The organism is Pseudomonas sp. 57B-090624, from assembly GCF_003234055.1.
Classification (GTDB): Bacteria; Pseudomonadota; Gammaproteobacteria; order Pseudomonadales; family Pseudomonadaceae; genus Metapseudomonas; species Metapseudomonas tohonis.
The window spans coordinates 37,400-51,787 of record NZ_QKRU01000003.1; the positions used below are offsets into that span (position 1 = coordinate 37,400).

Here is a 14,388-nt window from a genome sequence, read left to right on the forward strand (position 1 = left end):
CGGCACATCGGTCGCTTACAACATCACGGTAGTCGCTGTCGGTTGCACGCTGGCCGCCCGACAATCAAACAGGTGTTTGAAACATACGTTTACGCCATTCCCTTGTCAAGCATCCGCCTGTCGCGGCTCAGGCGCGGATATCCAGCAGGGGCCCGGGGGCGTCGGAGCGAGCGACCTGGAGGTAGAGCCCAAGCTCCTGAGTGGCGCCCGGTGGGGACGCTTCGGAGGCGTCGTCCGTCTCGGCGCGCGCCTCGGCCTTGCGAGCGGTTTCCTCGGCGGCTTCCTCGCGGCGCAGCTGGCCGAGCTCGACCAGCGCCTGAGCGGCCTTAGCGGCAGCCTCGGCGGCGACACGGCGGTCCTGTGCGGAGGGATCGGCCGGCGCCAGCGCCGCGCGTTGCACCACCTCCATCTTGCGCAAGGTGGCCTCGGGATCACCGGCAACGGCACTGACGTCGATCCCCACTTCGCCGCCCACGGCATAGGATTGGCCGTCCGGCCCGCGCTTGAAGGTGTAGCTGGGTGAGCCCGCGTAGGCGGCACCTACCGAGGCATGGGCCTGCTCATGGGCGCGGACTTCTCGGTCCCGCGCGGCCAGCTCGGCGATTTCCTGCAGGTCCTGTTGCTCCTGCTGACGGGTCTGGCGCGTGGCGGATGCACCTGCGCCGCGCGCATCGGCAGCACGCGTTTCGGATGAGGAAGCCAGTTCGCCGGAAGAGGCGGGATCACGAAGGGGGGAAGAGGATTCGGATGCAACGCTGTCAACCGCGCCGCGCGTGGGCAGGAGCGTCCTCGCCGACGAAGGGAGATATGCAGCACTGCCGATCCGCATGGGGCCCTCCCTGCCCGCGCCAGGCCACCGCCGCTATCGCAGTCGGGAAGCCGTCAGTCAGGCACGGGTGTCGATCAGGGTTCCGAGTACATCGTCAGCGGTCTTGATCACCTGGGCTCCGGCTTCCGCCTGGAACTTGCCGACGTTGAGGTCCACCAGGTTGCTCGCCTGGTCGACATCGTTGAATTCCTGGACTCGGGCGCTGGGGGCCTGCTGGTTGCGCTGCACGGACGAGCCCGCGATATCCGCACCGGCCTGGTCGATACGACGCTGGCCCGATTGCAGAGCACTCAATCCTGCGCTGAAGGCACTACCGGAGATTTCCATCACCAACCTCGAAACAAGAGATCAACGACGTAATTGAAGCAGAAAACGTCTAAAAAACGTACAAACAAAAGGCTATGGACGCCGTTCTGCTTATAGCGCCAGAGGGGCCAGGTCCAGGCAGGCCGCGACGGCTGCGGGCGTGGGGGCCGCCAGGCGGGGGATACGGCCCAGGCACGGGGCCGGAAGCCGCTCCGCCAGGGTGGCGAGGTTCTCTTCCAGGCGCGAGGTCGCCGGGTCCACCAGGTTGGCCACCCAGCCGGCCAGCGGCAGGCCATCACGCAGGATCGCCTCGGCACTGAGCAATGCGTGGTTGATGCAGCCGAGCCGCACACCCACCACCAGGATCACCGGCAGGCCCAGTGCGATCGGCAGGTCCGAAAGGCTCGCGCGGCCGGCCAGCGGCACCCGCCAACCACCGGCGCCCTCGACCAGGGTGAAGTCCGCCCCCTTGCCGATGATCCGCCGCACCGGGCCTTCCAGCGCGGCCAGGTCCAGCTCGACACCGACCTCGCGCGCCGCCAGGTGCGGCGCGATGGCGGGGGCGAAGGCCAGCGGGTTGACCTCGTCGTAGGCCAGCGGCAGCGTGCACTCGCCCAGCAGTGCCAGGGCGTCCTCGTTGCGCAGGCCGGCGGGGGTCGGAACACAGCCGGACGCCACCGGCTTGCTCGCCGCCGTGGACAGCCCGGCCAGGCGGGCGGCGTGCAGCAAGCCCGCGGCCACCGTGGTCTTGCCGATCTCGGTGTCGGTGCCGGCGATGAAGAAGGCCGCGCTCATTCAGGGCTCCTTGCGCAAGAGGCCGTGGACGACCTGGTAGGTGACGGGCAGGCCGCCGGCATCGCGCCGACGCTCGTAGGCATCGATCAGGGCGAGCATGCGCGCCCTGCCGGTCAGGCCACCGGGGCGCCCGGGATTCAGGTTGTGCGCGCCCAGTGCCTTGAGCTCATGGGTCAGGCTGCGCAAGTCGGGGAAATGCAGTACGCGAGGACGGCGCTCCAGCAACAGCGGACGCAGGCCACTGCCCGCGCACAGCGCCTGATAGCGGCTGAACTCACGGAAGCGGTTGACGTGGACGAAGCCATCCACCTCCTGCCAGCTGTCGCGCAACTCCTGCAGAGTGCCGACGCACAGGCTGCTGAAGACCAGCAGGCCGTTCGGCCGCAACACCCGCCGCGCCTCGCTCAGCACCGCCGCGAAGTCACCGCACCACTGCACCGCCAGGCTGCTGAACACCAGATCCAGGCAACCGTCCACGAGCGGCAGGCGCTCGGCATCGCCGGCGGCGAAGTGGCGGGCCCCACCCAGTGGGCGGGCGTGTTGCAGCATGCCTTCGGCGATATCCAGCGCCAGGCCTTCGGCCGTGGGAAAGCGCTCCGCCAGCACCCGCGAAAAATGCCCGGTGCCGCAGCCCAGGTCGAGCCAGCGTCCGGGGACGAAGCCCTCGGGCAGGCTGTCGAGCAAGGCACCGCCGACGGCCCGTTGCAACTCGGCGACGCTGTCGTAGCTGGCCGCCGCGCGGGAAAAGGAGGCCGCGACCTGGCGCTTGTCCGGCAGGGGCGATGCCTCCACCGAAAGGCCGGGCGACGGGACGACGACGGATTCAGACATCTTCACCTTCGAACATGAACGCCAGCATGGCCTCGGCGACCGCATCCGGGCACTCCACCGGCAGCCCGTGGCTGGCCTCGCGGATCACCGCCGCCTCGACATCCGGCAGCCAGTCCAGCAACGCCTGGCAGGCGGCGGCCGGCACCAGCGCATCGCGCCCGGCGAACAGGTGCAACTGCGGGCCGCTGTAGGCACGCAGGGCGCTACGGGTGTCCAGCCCGGCCAGCAGTTGCAGGCCGGCCTCGAGCACCTCCACCGGGGTGGACGGCTGGGTGACCTGCAGTTGCCGCGCCAGGGTGCGCGGGTCCTTGGCGCCCTGGCTCACCAGCAGGCGAAAGCGCTTCAGGGTCAGTTCGGGGTCGAGGCCGAAGGCCTCGTGGAAGGCGGCGAAGACATCGCCGGGCATGGCGCTCGGCCAATCCTCGCGGGCACGGAAACACAGGTTGCTGGCAAGCCCGATCAGCCCACGGCAGGACTCATCGCGCCGGGCGGCCAGTTGCGCCGCCAGCATCCCGCCGAGGGACCATCCCGCCAGCCAGCAATCGATTGGCAGGCGCGCATCGAGCTCGTCGAGCCAGGCCTCCGGCTGCGCCAGGTCGGGCAGTGGCTCGATCTCGATGTTCAGGTGCGGCGCACGCTCGTACAGCGCATCGCGAAGGGGCTCCAGGGCAGCCGGGCCGAGCGCCCAGCCGGGCAGCAGGATGAGTCGGTCACGCATCGGTTCTTCCTTCCTTAGCCAGAATGTTCCAGCTTTCGGACAACGCCTGGAGCAACAGTTCCAGCTGGGCCTCGCTGTGGGACGCGCTGAAGGTCACCCGCAGGCGCGCGCTGCCGGCCGGCACCGTCGGCGGGCGGATGGCGCCGACGAGGATGCCGCGTTCGCGCAGCAGGGCGGCGAGGCGCAGGGCCCGGGCGCTGTCGCCGACCATGATCGGCTGGATAGGCGTCGGGCTGTCCATCAGGCTCAGGCCGATCCCGGCGGCCCCCTCGCGGAAGCGCTGGATCAGCCCGTTCAGGTGCTCGCGGCGCCAGCTTTCCTTCTGCAGGAGTTCCAGGCTCTTGAGCGTGGCGCAGGCCACCGCGGGCGGCTGGCTGGTGGTGTAGATGTAGGGGCGGGCGAACTGGATCAGCGTCTCGATCATCTCTTCACTGCCCGCAACGAAAGCGCCGGCGGTGCCGAAGGCCTTGCCCAGGGTGCCGACCAGCACGGGCACATCCTCCAGGCCGAGGCCGAAGTGCTCGACGATGCCGCCACCGGTGGCCCCCAACGGGCCGAAGCCATGGGCGTCGTCGACCATCACCCAGGCGCCCTGCTCCCGCGCCTTGGCACAGAGCGCGGGCAGGTCGGCGAGGTCGCCATCCATGCTGAACACGCCATCGGTGACCACCAGCGTGTCGCCTTCGGCCTTCTCCAGCCGCGCGGCGAGGCTGGCCACATCGTTGTGCAGGTAGCGCGAGAAGCGCGCGCCCGACAGCAGGCCGGCATCGAGCAGGGAGGCGTGGTTGAGGCGGTCCTCCAGCACGCTGCCGCCCTTGCCCACCAGTGCGGTGACGGCCCCCAGGTTGGCCATGTAGCCGGTGGAGAACAGCAGCGCACGCGGGCGCCCGGTGAACTCGGCCAGGGCCAGTTCCAGCTCGTGGTGCGGCCCGCTGTGACCGATGACCAGGTGCGAGGCCCCACCACCAGCGCCCCAGCGCTCGGCACCGGCACGCAGCGCGCCGATCACCTCGGGGTGGTTGGCCAGGCCCAGGTAGTCGTTCGAACAGAAGGCCAGCATCGCCCGGCCGTCCACCACCACATCCGGCCTCTGGGGGCTTTCCAGCAGGGGACGCTGGCGGTAGAGGTCGGCGGCGCGGCGCTCGGCGAGGCGGGAAGCGAGATCGAAGGGCATAGAAAGCTCGAAGCGGGAAGCTAGAAGCTGGAAGCCCGAGCCACCCGCTTCAAGCTTCCGGCTTCAGGCTTCCAGCTCGCCGTCGTTAAACAGCAGCGTTATAGAAGAGCTTGGAGTCTCTCTGCTCCACCAGTGCCTGCTCGATGGCGGCCTGGTGCACTTCATCGGCGTGTTCCTCGCGTTCCTCGGGCTTGATGCCGAGGCGGGCGAAGAGCTGCATGTCCTTGTCGGCCTGGGGGTTGGCGGTGGTCAGCAGTTTCTCGCCATAGAAGATCGAGTTGGCGCCGGCCATGAAGGCCAGGGCCTGCATCTGCTCGTTCATCTGCTCGCGACCGGCGGAGAGGCGCACATGGGACTTGGGCATCATGATCCGCGCCACGGCCAGGGTACGGATGAAGTCGAACGGGTCGACGTCCTTCTCCTCGGCCAGCGGCGTGCCCTTGACCTTCACCAGCATGTTGATCGGCACCGATTCCGGGTGCTCCGGCAGGTTGGCCAGCTGGATCAGCAGGCCGGCGCGGTCGTCCACCGACTCGCCCATGCCGAGGATGCCGCCGGAGCAGATCTTCATCCCCGCCTCACGCACGTAGGCCAGGGTCTGCAGGCGCTCGCCGTAGGTGCGGGTGGTGATGATGTTGCCGTAGAACTCCGGCGAGGTATCGAGGTTGTGGTTGTAGTAGTCCAGGCCGGCATCGGCGAGCGCCTGGGTCTGCTCCTGGTCCAGGCGGCCGAGGGTCATGCAGGTCTCGAGGCCGAGCTTCTTCACGCCCTTCACCATCTCCAGCACGTAGGGCATGTCCTTGGCGGAGGGATGCTTCCAGGCGGCGCCCATGCAGAAGCGCGTGGAGCCGATGGCCTTGGCCTCGGCGGCGGCCTGCAGGACCTTCTGCACCTCCATCAGCTTTTCCTTGTCCAGGCCGGTGTTGTAGTGGCCGGACTGGGGGCAGTACTTGCAGTCTTCGGGGCAGGCACCGGTCTTGATCGACAGCAGGGTGGAGACCTGTACGCGGTTCGGGTCGAAGTGCGCGCGGTGCACGGTCTGCGCCTGGAACAGCAGGTCGTTGAAGGGTTGCTCGAACAGCGCACGCACGTCGGCGAGGGACCAATCGTGGCGGGTGGAGACGGCTACGGTTGCACTCATGGGGAGCTTCCTTCGACGCGTGGATCGCGCCTCTTGTAAGGGGAAATCCCGACGGCGAGCGCGGGAATTCAGGCTGTTGGGCATCTTGATTTTGGGCTATGACGCTGTCAACCAAAAACTCGACACAGGTTTACATCTGGTTATTTTTTAACCATACAGAACCCTTGGGCGCCGCCTGGATCAAACACCAGACGGTCATGACGCATAAGGAACGAGCATGGGTAACGACGGCTTCTTCAGTTGGCTGGGCGAGGCGATCGGCAAGGTGATCCGCTTCATCGTCGATCTGCTTTCAACCGTCCTCGGCGGCATCTGGGCGGCGATGGACGACTTCCTCCGGGGCCTGGCGCGGGCCATCGGGATGGATGCGTCGATCTTCAGCTTCGTCGTACTCATTCTCGGCCTGCTCCTGCTGTTCGGCGGCATACGCGCATTGCTGCGAAAGGGCATCATCAGCGGCCTGATCCTCATCTTCCTCGGCCTGATCGTCATGAGCTGGCTGATCCACTGACCTCGCCCGTGGAGGGGCGCCATGGACCGGCTCGTCCACCTGCTGCGCCACCTCGTCCGAACCGCACCGACCTGCGCGCTGTGCAGCGCACGGGCGCAAGGCGGCGAACTGCCCATCTGCACCGACTGCGAAGCCGACCTGCCCTGGCTGGCCGGGCGTTGCCGGGTCTGCGCCCTGCCACTGCCCGCCCACGGCCTGACCTGCGGCGAATGCCTGAAACGGCCACCCGCCTTCGATACCGCCTGCATCCCCTGGCGCTACGACTTCCCGGTCGACAGCCTGATCACCCGCTTCAAGCACCAGGCCCAGTGGCCCCTTGGCCGCCTGCTGGCGGAACTCCTGGCGCGCCACATCGAGCACGTGCAGGGCACCGGCGAGCCGCGCCCCGACGCCCTGCTGGCCGTGCCGCTGGCAACCCGCCGCCAGCGCCAGCGCGGCTTCAACCAGGCGCAGATGCTGGCGGGCTGGCTCGGCCGCCGCCTGCGGGTGCCAACGCACGACGATTGGCTGCTGCGCCCACGGGACACGCCCGCCCAACAGGGCCTGGATGCCGCCACCCGCAAGCGCAACCTGCGCGGCGCCTTCCAGCTGGCCCCGCACGCCAGCCCACAGGGGCTGCACCTGGCGCTGGTGGACGACGTGTTGACCACCGGCACCACCGCGCAATACCTCGCCCAGCTGCTCAAGCGCGCTGGCGCCGAGCGGGTCGACATCTATTGCCTGGCGCGCACGCCCAAGCCCGGCACGCTGCCCTGAGGCATGGCTTGACTGGCGTCCCCGACTCACTCAGCCTGCTGCGCCATATTCAGCAACAGCCGTCGACCATGAGCCAGCTCACGCCCCTGACCCAACAACTGACCCGCCGCCCGCAGCGCATGGCCCTGCTGGAGCAGATCGCCGTCCAGGGCTCGATCACGCGTGCGGCGAAGGCGGCCGGCCTCAGCTACAAGGCCGCATGGGACGCCATCGACGAGCTCAACAACCTCTCGGAGAAACCCCTGGTCGAACGCAGCGTCGGTGGCAAGGGCGGTGGCGGCGCGCGCCTGTCCGCCGAAGGCGAACGCCTGCTGGCCCTGTTCAAGCGCATGGAGAGCCTGCAGGCACACCTGCTGGAAAGCGCCGAGAGCGAGCAGGACCTGGAACGCCTGGGCCGCCTGATGCTGCGTACCAGCGCCCGCAACCAGCTCAGCGGCAAGGTCGTCGCCGTGCAGGCCCAGGGTCGTAACGACCTGGTGGACGTCGAGCTGCCTGGCGGCGCCCGCATGCGCGCGCAGATCACCCACGACAGCAGCGAGAAGCTGGAGCTCACCCCTGGCCGCGGCGTGATCGCCCTGATGAAGGCCGGCTGGCTCAGCGTGCAGCCCCTCGGCGTGCAGCCCGATCCACAGCTCAACGCCCTGGAAGGGCGCATCGAAGCGATCCTGCCCGACGACGAAGGCCCCAGCGAAGTCCGCATCGCCCTGGCCAACGGCCAGACCCTCTGCGCCCTGGCCGAACCCGAGCAGCTCGAAGCCGACGGACTGCGAGCGGGCAGCATGGCCCGCGCCCTGTTCGCCCCCAGCCTGGTGCTGCTCGGCACCCCGCTCTGACACGCGACGAACGATAGACCGCCCCGCCGGTGCCATAGGCGCTAGACTTGCCGCCCAATCACCGGAGTCGCCCATGTCCCATCCCTTCGCCGAACTGACGCCCGACCTCGTGCTCGACGCCGTGGAGGGCCTGGGCTACCTCAGCGATGCCCGCGTACTGGCCCTCAACAGCTACGAGAACCGCGTCTACCAGGTCGGCATCGAAGACGAACAGCCGCTTATCGCCAAGTTCTATCGGCCGCAGCGCTGGACCGACGCCGCGATCCGCGAGGAGCACGCCTTCAGCGCCGAACTCGCCGAGCACGAAGTGCCGGTGGTCGCGCCCCTGTCGCGCGACGGCGAAACCCTGTTCGAGCACGCCGGCTTCCGCTTCGCCCTGTTCCCCCGCCGTGGCGGCCGCGCGCCCGAGCCCGGCAACATGGACCAGCTCTACCGCCTCGGCCAGTTGCTCGGCCGCCTGCATGCGGTGGGCGCCGTGCGCCCCTTCGAGCACCGCGAAACCCAGACCGTCCAGGCGTTCGGCCATGACTCGCTGACTACCCTGCTGGAGGGCGGCTTCGTCCCCAGGAGCCTGCTCCCGGCCTACGAGTCGGTGGCCCGCGACCTGCTCAAGCGCCTCGACCAGCGCTTCGGCGAAGTGCGCTACACCGCCATCCGCCTGCACGGCGACTGCCACCCCGGCAACATCCTGTGCCGCGACGAGACCTTCCACTTGGTCGACCTCGACGACTGCCGCATGGGCCCGGCGGTGCAGGACCTGTGGATGATGCTCGCCGGCGAGCGCCACGAGCGCCTGACGCAACTCTCCGAGCTGGTGGACGGCTACCAGGAGTTCCACGACTTCGACCCGCGCGAGCTGCCGCTGATCGAAGCCCTGCGCGCCCTGCGCCTGATGCACTACAGCGCCTGGCTCGCGCGGCGCTGGGACGACCCTGCCTTCCCCATGAGCTTCCCCTGGTTCGGCAGCGAGCGTTACTGGGGCGACCAGGTGCTGATCCTGCGCGAGCAACTGGCGGCGATGGACGAGGAACCGCTGCGGCTGTTCTGACGCGCGGACGATGCGGCAGGTGCCCCGGACGTCCGGCGTAACGTAATCCTTACGCGGGGATGGCCCCGGGGCCTCCGACACGATCCTGAGCAGACAGACAAGTCGGGCGAGTGGCCTCTAGAATGTCGGACCTTTCGTTAGTGACCTAAGCAAGGACCCTACATGGCCACCGCCAACCCGCGTCGCGGGTACATCCTCGGCCTGACCGCCTACATCATCTGGGGGCTCTTCCCCATTTACTTCAAGGCCATCCAGGCCGTGCCGGCGCTGGAGATCATCGTCCACCGCGCCATCTGGTCCGCCCTGTTCGGCGCCCTCCTGCTGCTGGTCTGGAAGCACCCCGGCTGGCTGCGCGAACTGCGCGAGAACCCCAGGCGCTTCGGCATCCTCGCCGCCAGCGGCGTACTGATCGCCTCCAACTGGCTGGTCTATGTCTGGGCGGTGAACAACGGGCGCATGCTCGAAGCCAGCCTCGGCTACTACATCAATCCCCTGGTGAACGTGTTGCTGGGCATGCTCCTGCTCGGCGAACGCCTGCGCCGCCTGCAATGGATCGCGGTGGCCCTGGCGGCAGTCGGCGTGGCACAACAGATTTGGCAGGTGGGCAGCCTGCCCTGGGTCTCCCTGACCCTGGCGCTGACCTTCGGCTTCTATGGGCTGATCCGCAAGCAGGCACCGGTCGCCGCCCTGCCCGGCCTGGTGGTGGAAACCTGGCTGCTGCTGCCCCTGGCGCTGGGCTGGCTCATCCTGCACCCGGCGGCCCAGACCAGCCAGGTGGCCTTCTGGGGCACCTCCGAGGCCTTCTGGCTGATCGCCGCCGGCCCCATCACCCTGGTGCCGCTGGTGTGCTTCAACGCCGCTGCTCGCCACTTGCCCTACACCACGCTGGGCTTCCTCCAGTACCTGGCGCCGACCCTGGTGATGCTGCAGGCGATCTTCCTCTTCGACGAGCACTTCGATCCGAGCAAGCTCCTGGCGTTCTGCTTCATCTGGGCCGGCCTCGCGGTCTACAGCGTCGACGCCTGGTTCACCCTGCGCCGCAACGTCGGCTGAGCAGAAAACGTACGATCGGCTGCAGGCAGCGCCCCGCCTGGCCTGCAGCCGTCGCTCCAGAGCTTATCCACAGCTCCGTCCCCGTGCTTTGTGCACAAGCCCCTGATTCCGCTCGTTTTTCAGCCAGAATGCCCCAGCCCGCGCAGGGCCTGATCCAGCACCGGCGCTCCCCAGGTTATCCACAGGCTTGCCCAGGGTTTCCGGGGATAGCCGTCACGACGCCGGCGATTGCAGGTCCAGCTCCACCATCAGGTCGTCGGCCAGGGCCTCCAGCCGCTTCTGCAGCACATCGAGGGACAGGGTCAGCGGCACCGCCAGCACCGCCTCGGCATGGAACAGCGGCTCGCTGCTCATGGGCGCCGGCTTCACCTCGGTGACCAGGCTCTCCACGTTCACTCCCTGCTCGGACAGCAGGCGGGTGATGTCGCGGACGATGCCGGGGCGGTCGTTGCCCACCAGGTCCAGGAGGATCGGCTTCCAGGTGCAGGAGGGCTCGATGCCGCTCTCCGCCAGCATCACGCGGATGCCATGGGCCGCCAGGCCTTGCAGCCCTTCCACCAGCTCGTCATACCCCTCCGCCGGCACCGCCACCCGCAGGATGCCGGCGAACTGCCCGGCCATGCGCGACATGCGGCTCTCCAGCCAGTTGCCGCCATGGGCGGCGATGCACTGGGCGACTCGCTCCACCAGCCCGGGCTGGTCGGGGGCGATCACCGTCAATACCAGATGGTCCACGCTCGACTCCTTATCTGTAGTGGGCCGCCTCAGGCGAGGCTCAGCCAGTAGGTCAGGTACACCTGGTCGCGCACATAGCCCAGGCGCTCGTAGAGCGCCTGGCCGGCCAGGTTGGTCTTCGCCGTCTCCAGCTGCAGGCCGCAGGCACCGGTGGCCTCGCCGTGGGCGCGAGCGGCGTTCATCAGGTCTTCGCCCACGCCCTGGCGGCGGGCATGCGGGGCGACGTAGAGGTCGCTGAGCAGCCAGGCGGGCGCCATGGCCAGGGACGAGATGAAGGGATAGAGCTGCACGAAGCCCTGCGCCCTGCCTTCCAGGCTACGCGCGATGAACAGCACCGAGTCGCCACGCGCCAGGCGGTCGCCGAGGAAGTCGCGCACCTCGCCCAGCGGCCGCGGTACTTCATAGAAATCCAGGTAGCCGGAGAAGAGCTCGGCGAGTTCATCGATATCCGCAGCGGTTACGGCGTGCACGGCCATGGGAAAACTCCATTTTTGTAGTGTGGGCAGTATAGAAAAGAGCTGAAGGTAGTCCCGGAATATGCGTTTCCAGGCTGCGGCACTGGGTCGCAGACACGACTTTTCATTAATCGTGTACGTTTTTAAGATTTTTCTGGAACAATCCACCTGTTTCTTGAGAACATTCTGCCCCCGCCGTGACTGCAAGGCGTTTTCTGGTCGCATAGCGACGCACGCCCATGATTTTTACGACGGCTTCATGTAGTATGCCGCGGCTCGGACTACAAGCACTGGAGCACGGTCCGCAGCGGATATTGAGCAGAGTGAGGCAAGCAATGACTGAGCGCGTTCAAGTCGGTGGCCTGCAGGTCGCCAGAGTCCTGTTCGACTTCGTGAACAACGAAGCCATCCCCGGAACCGGCATCAGCGCCGAGAAGTTCTGGGCCGGCGCCGAAGCGGTCATCAATGACCTGGCGCCCAAGAACAAAGCCCTGCTCGCCAAGCGCGACGAACTCCAGGCGCAGATCGACGCCTGGCACCAGGCCCGCGCCGGCCAGGCCCACGATGCCGTGGCCTACAAGGCCTTCCTGCAGGAAATCGGCTACCTGCTCCCCGAGCCGGCCGATTTCCAGGCCACCACCGCCAACGTCGACGAAGAGATCGCCCGCATGGCCGGCCCGCAGCTGGTGGTGCCGGTGATGAACGCCCGCTTCGCCCTGAACGCCGCCAACGCCCGCTGGGGCTCGCTGTACGACGCGCTCTACGGCACCGACGTGATCAGCGAAGAGAATGGCGCCGAAAAGGGCAAGGGCTACAACAAGGTCCGGGGTGACAAGGTCATCGCCTTCGCCCGCGCCTTCCTCGACGAAGCCGCCCCGCTGCACGACGGCTCCCATGTCGACGCCACCGCCTACGCCATCAAGGACGGCGCCTTCGCCGTGACCCTGAAGGACGGCACCGAGACCGGCCTCAAGGACGCAGCCCAGTTCATCGCCTTCCAGGGTGATGCCGCGGCCCCGCAAGCCCTGCTGCTCAAGCACAACGGCCTGCACTTCGAGATCCAGATCGACCCCAGCAGCCCCATCGGCAAGACCGATGCCGCTGGCGTCAAGGACGTGCTGATGGAAGCCGCCCTGACCACCATCATGGACTGCGAGGACTCCGTCGCCGCCGTCGATGCCGACGACAAGACCGTGGTCTACCGCAACTGGCTGGGCCTGATGAAAGGCGACCTGGCCGAGAGCGTATCCAAGGGCGGCGAGACCTTCACCCGCACCATGAACCCGGACCGCGTCTACACCAAGGCCGACGGTTCCGAGCTGACCCTGCACGGGCGCAGCCTGCTGTTCGTGCGCAACGTCGGTCACCTGATGACCAACCCGGCCATCCTCGACGCCGCCGGCAACGAGATCCCGGAAGGCATCCAGGACGCGCTGTTCACCAGCCTGATCGCCCTGCACAACCTCAACGGCAACACCACCCGCAAGAACACCCGCACCGGCTCGGTCTACATCGTCAAGCCGAAGATGCATGGCCCGGAAGAAGTCGCCTTCACCACCGAGATCTTCGGTCGCGTAGAGGATGTGCTCGGCATGCCGCGCAACACCCTCAAGGTCGGCATCATGGACGAGGAGCGCCGCACCACCATCAACCTCAAGGCGTGCATCAAGGCCGCCAGCGAGCGCGTGGTGTTCATCAACACCGGCTTCCTCGATCGCACCGGTGACGAAATCCACACCTCCATGGAAGCCGGCGCCGTCGTGCGCAAGGCCGCGATGAAGAGCGAGAAGTGGATCGGTGCCTACGAGAACAACAACGTCGACATCGGCCTGGCAACCGGCCTGCAAGGCCGCGCCCAGATCGGCAAGGGCATGTGGGCCATGCCCGACCTGATGGCCGGCATGCTCGAGCAGAAGATCGGCCACCCGCTGGCCGGCGCCAACACCGCCTGGGTCCCGTCGCCGACCGCCGCCACCCTGCACGCGCTGCACTACCACAAGGTCGACGTGTTCGCCCGCCAGGCCGAACTGGCCAAGCGCGCGCCGGCTTCGGTGGACGACATCCTGACCATCCCGCTGGCGCCCAACACCAACTGGAGCGCCGAGGAGATCCAGAACGAACTGGACAACAACGCCCAGGGCATCCTCGGCTACGTGGTGCGCTGGATCGACCAGGGCGTCGGCTGCTCCAAGGTGCCGGACATCAACGATGTCGGCCTGATGGAAGACCGCGCCACCCTGCGCATCTCCAGCCAGCTGCTGGCCAACTGGCTGCGCCACAAGGTGGTGACCGAGGAGCAGATCCTCGCCAGCCTCAAGCGCATGGCCCCGGTGGTCGACCGCCAGAACGCCAATGACCCGCTGTACCGCCCGCTGGCCCCCAACTTCGACGACAACGTGGCCTTCCAGGCCGCCGTCGAACTGGTGGTCGAAGGCACCAAGCAGCCCAACGGCTACACCGAGCCGGTCCTGCACCGTCGTCGCCGCGAGTTCAAGGCGAAGAACGGCCTGTAAGCCGGGCTCCACAAAAAACCGCCCCTCGGGGCGGTTTTTTCATGCCAATAGAAAACCGGTCGATCAGGGCAGCAGCGGCAGCAGCTCCGCCTCGATCAGCTCCAGCGGCCGCAGCGAGCGCTGCACCCGGGCCACGCCGAGCGCCCCCTCCAGCGCCGCGATCAGCAGCCAGGCACGGCTCTCGGCGGCTGCCGCCGGCACACCGTCCGCACTCAGCGCCTGCTCGAACACGCCATGCCAGCCATCCAGTGCAACGCCGCAACGCCGGTGAACACCGTTCAACTCATCGTCGATGCTCAAGGTGGTGGCGAAGATCGGGCAGGATTCGGCGTAGTCCGAGGCCTGCAGCCAACCGCGCAGCGTCGCGGTGAAGCCCAGCAGCGCGTTGCGGGCATGGGGCGCCCGGCTCGCGGCCTGCTGGAGATGCGCACGCACCTCGCTGGCGACGAAGTCGATGGCCGCGCCGACGATCTCCGGCTTGCCATCGGGGAAGTAGTGGTAGAGCGAGCCCTTGGGCGTTTCCGAGCGCGCGATGATGTCGCCCAGGGCGGTGCCGAAATAGCCCTTGCTCGCCAGCAGTGAAGCGGTGGCACGCACGACGCGATCGGCAGCGTTGGATTTCTTCGGCACAGGGACGTCTCCAGGAGCAATGGCGCGCCGGCCGCCCGGCGCGCGCAAAGCATGCCCGAG

The 14,388-nt window shown here is 67.8% G+C and carries 16 protein-coding genes; 6 read left to right on the top strand and 10 right to left on the bottom strand.

Annotation, left to right across the window (positions count from 1 at the left end):
* Positions 1–127: 127 nt before the first annotated feature.
* From DMX10_RS02140 to bioB, 7 genes are all read right to left on the bottom strand, one after another.
* Positions 128–829: a putative metalloprotease CJM1_0395 family protein gene (locus DMX10_RS02140; protein ID WP_111259556.1), complete on the bottom strand. Its 702-nt coding sequence runs from the start codon at positions 827–829 to the stop codon at positions 128–130.
* A gap of 57 nt (positions 830–886) precedes the next feature.
* Positions 887–1,156 (bottom strand): pyrroloquinoline quinone biosynthesis protein PqqE, encoded by a 270-nt coding sequence (locus DMX10_RS02145; RefSeq protein ID WP_111259557.1) that lies wholly within the window; start codon positions 1,154–1,156, stop codon positions 887–889.
* Positions 1,157–1,246: 90 nt separating this feature from the next.
* Positions 1,247–1,930 carry a dethiobiotin synthase gene (gene bioD / locus DMX10_RS02150; RefSeq protein ID WP_111259558.1) on the bottom strand — a complete coding sequence of 228 codons (684 nt, stop codon included), beginning with the start codon at positions 1,928–1,930 and terminating at the stop codon, positions 1,247–1,249.
* Positions 1,931–2,761: a malonyl-ACP O-methyltransferase BioC gene (bioC, locus tag DMX10_RS02155; RefSeq protein ID WP_111259559.1), complete on the bottom strand. Its 831-nt coding sequence runs from the start codon at positions 2,759–2,761 to the stop codon at positions 1,931–1,933.
* Entirely contained in the window at positions 2,754–3,479 is a 726-nt protein-coding gene (locus tag DMX10_RS02160) for an alpha/beta fold hydrolase (protein ID WP_111259560.1), read from the bottom strand. The genes bioC and DMX10_RS02160 overlap by 8 nt, the downstream gene beginning before the upstream one ends.
* Complete coding sequence (gene bioF, locus DMX10_RS02165; RefSeq protein ID WP_111259561.1) at positions 3,472–4,653, bottom strand: 8-amino-7-oxononanoate synthase; 1,182 nt, start codon at positions 4,651–4,653, stop codon at positions 3,472–3,474. The genes DMX10_RS02160 and bioF overlap by 8 nt, the downstream gene beginning before the upstream one ends.
* An 85-nt stretch (positions 4,654–4,738) precedes the next feature.
* The gene (bioB, locus tag DMX10_RS02170; RefSeq protein ID WP_111259562.1) at positions 4,739–5,794 is read right to left on the bottom strand and encodes a biotin synthase BioB; all 1,056 of its coding nucleotides are present in this window, start codon (positions 5,792–5,794) and stop codon (positions 4,739–4,741) included.
* 217 nt (positions 5,795–6,011) lie between these two features.
* Between bioB and DMX10_RS02175 the strand changes: the two genes are divergently transcribed.
* From DMX10_RS02175 to rarD, 5 genes are all read left to right on the top strand, one after another.
* A complete protein-coding gene (locus DMX10_RS02175; RefSeq protein ID WP_111259563.1) occupies positions 6,012–6,305 on the top strand; it encodes a hypothetical protein in 294 nt (97 codons plus the stop codon).
* A gap of 21 nt (positions 6,306–6,326) precedes the next feature.
* The gene (locus tag DMX10_RS02180; protein ID WP_111259564.1) at positions 6,327–7,061 is read left to right on the top strand and encodes a ComF family protein; all 735 of its coding nucleotides are present in this window, start codon (positions 6,327–6,329) and stop codon (positions 7,059–7,061) included.
* A 68-nt stretch (positions 7,062–7,129) separates the two neighbouring features.
* Entirely contained in the window at positions 7,130–7,894 is a 765-nt protein-coding gene (locus DMX10_RS02185) for a TOBE domain-containing protein (RefSeq protein ID WP_111259565.1), read from the top strand.
* Positions 7,895–7,967: 73 nt separating this feature from the next.
* Positions 7,968–8,942, top strand: coding sequence for a serine/threonine protein kinase (locus DMX10_RS02190; protein WP_111259566.1), 975 nt, complete (start codon positions 7,968–7,970; stop codon positions 8,940–8,942).
* A gap of 162 nt (positions 8,943–9,104) precedes the next feature.
* Positions 9,105–9,995, top strand: a complete 891-nt coding sequence (rarD, locus tag DMX10_RS02195; RefSeq protein ID WP_111259567.1) for an EamA family transporter RarD — start codon at positions 9,105–9,107, stop codon at positions 9,993–9,995.
* Positions 9,996–10,208: 213 nt separating this feature from the next.
* On the opposite strand, the gene DMX10_RS02200 is transcribed toward rarD, so the two are convergent.
* Together DMX10_RS02200 and DMX10_RS02205 are read right to left on the bottom strand one after the other, a co-directional pair.
* Positions 10,209–10,730, bottom strand: a complete 522-nt coding sequence (locus DMX10_RS02200) for a glycine cleavage system protein R (RefSeq protein WP_111259568.1) — start codon at positions 10,728–10,730, stop codon at positions 10,209–10,211.
* Between the two features lie 29 nt (positions 10,731–10,759).
* On the bottom strand, positions 10,760–11,206 hold the full coding sequence (locus DMX10_RS02205) for a GNAT family N-acetyltransferase (RefSeq protein WP_111259569.1): 447 nt from the start codon (positions 11,204–11,206) through the stop codon (positions 10,760–10,762).
* Positions 11,207–11,520: 314 nt separating this feature from the next.
* Here DMX10_RS02205 and DMX10_RS02210 point away from each other — a divergent pair, with 314 nt between their 5' ends.
* On the top strand, positions 11,521–13,698 hold the full coding sequence (locus DMX10_RS02210; protein WP_111259570.1) for a malate synthase G: 2,178 nt from the start codon (positions 11,521–11,523) through the stop codon (positions 13,696–13,698).
* A 63-nt stretch (positions 13,699–13,761) separates the two neighbouring features.
* Here the strand turns inward: DMX10_RS02210 and DMX10_RS02215 are convergent, their stop codons facing one another.
* Complete coding sequence (locus DMX10_RS02215) at positions 13,762–14,328, bottom strand: TetR/AcrR family transcriptional regulator (protein WP_111259571.1); 567 nt, start codon at positions 14,326–14,328, stop codon at positions 13,762–13,764.
* Positions 14,329–14,388: the final 60 nt, after the last annotated feature.

Excerpts from the sequence above, each read along its gene's own strand:
- DMX10_RS02140 (WP_111259556.1), bottom strand. The coding sequence starts at position 829 with ATGCGGATCGGCAGTGCTGCATATCTCCCTTCGTCGGCGAGGACGCTC.
- DMX10_RS02145 (WP_111259557.1), bottom strand. The coding sequence starts at position 1,156 with ATGGAAATCTCCGGTAGTGCCTTCAGCGCAGGATTGAGTGCTCTGCAA.
- bioD (WP_111259558.1), bottom strand. The coding sequence starts at position 1,930 with ATGAGCGCGGCCTTCTTCATCGCCGGCACCGACACCGAGATCGGCAAG.
- bioC (WP_111259559.1), bottom strand. The coding sequence starts at position 2,761 with ATGTCTGAATCCGTCGTCGTCCCGTCGCCCGGCCTTTCGGTGGAGGCA.
- DMX10_RS02160 (WP_111259560.1), bottom strand. The coding sequence starts at position 3,479 with ATGCGTGACCGACTCATCCTGCTGCCCGGCTGGGCGCTCGGCCCGGCT.
- bioF (WP_111259561.1), bottom strand. The coding sequence starts at position 4,653 with ATGCCCTTCGATCTCGCTTCCCGCCTCGCCGAGCGCCGCGCCGCCGAC.
- bioB (WP_111259562.1), bottom strand. The coding sequence starts at position 5,794 with ATGAGTGCAACCGTAGCCGTCTCCACCCGCCACGATTGGTCCCTCGCC.
- DMX10_RS02175 (WP_111259563.1), top strand. The coding sequence starts at position 6,012 with ATGGGTAACGACGGCTTCTTCAGTTGGCTGGGCGAGGCGATCGGCAAG.
- DMX10_RS02180 (WP_111259564.1), top strand. The coding sequence starts at position 6,327 with ATGGACCGGCTCGTCCACCTGCTGCGCCACCTCGTCCGAACCGCACCG.
- DMX10_RS02185 (WP_111259565.1), top strand. The coding sequence starts at position 7,130 with ATGAGCCAGCTCACGCCCCTGACCCAACAACTGACCCGCCGCCCGCAG.
- DMX10_RS02190 (WP_111259566.1), top strand. The coding sequence starts at position 7,968 with ATGTCCCATCCCTTCGCCGAACTGACGCCCGACCTCGTGCTCGACGCC.
- rarD (WP_111259567.1), top strand. The coding sequence starts at position 9,105 with ATGGCCACCGCCAACCCGCGTCGCGGGTACATCCTCGGCCTGACCGCC.
- DMX10_RS02205 (WP_111259569.1), bottom strand. The coding sequence starts at position 11,206 with ATGGCCGTGCACGCCGTAACCGCTGCGGATATCGATGAACTCGCCGAG.
- DMX10_RS02210 (WP_111259570.1), top strand. The coding sequence starts at position 11,521 with ATGACTGAGCGCGTTCAAGTCGGTGGCCTGCAGGTCGCCAGAGTCCTG.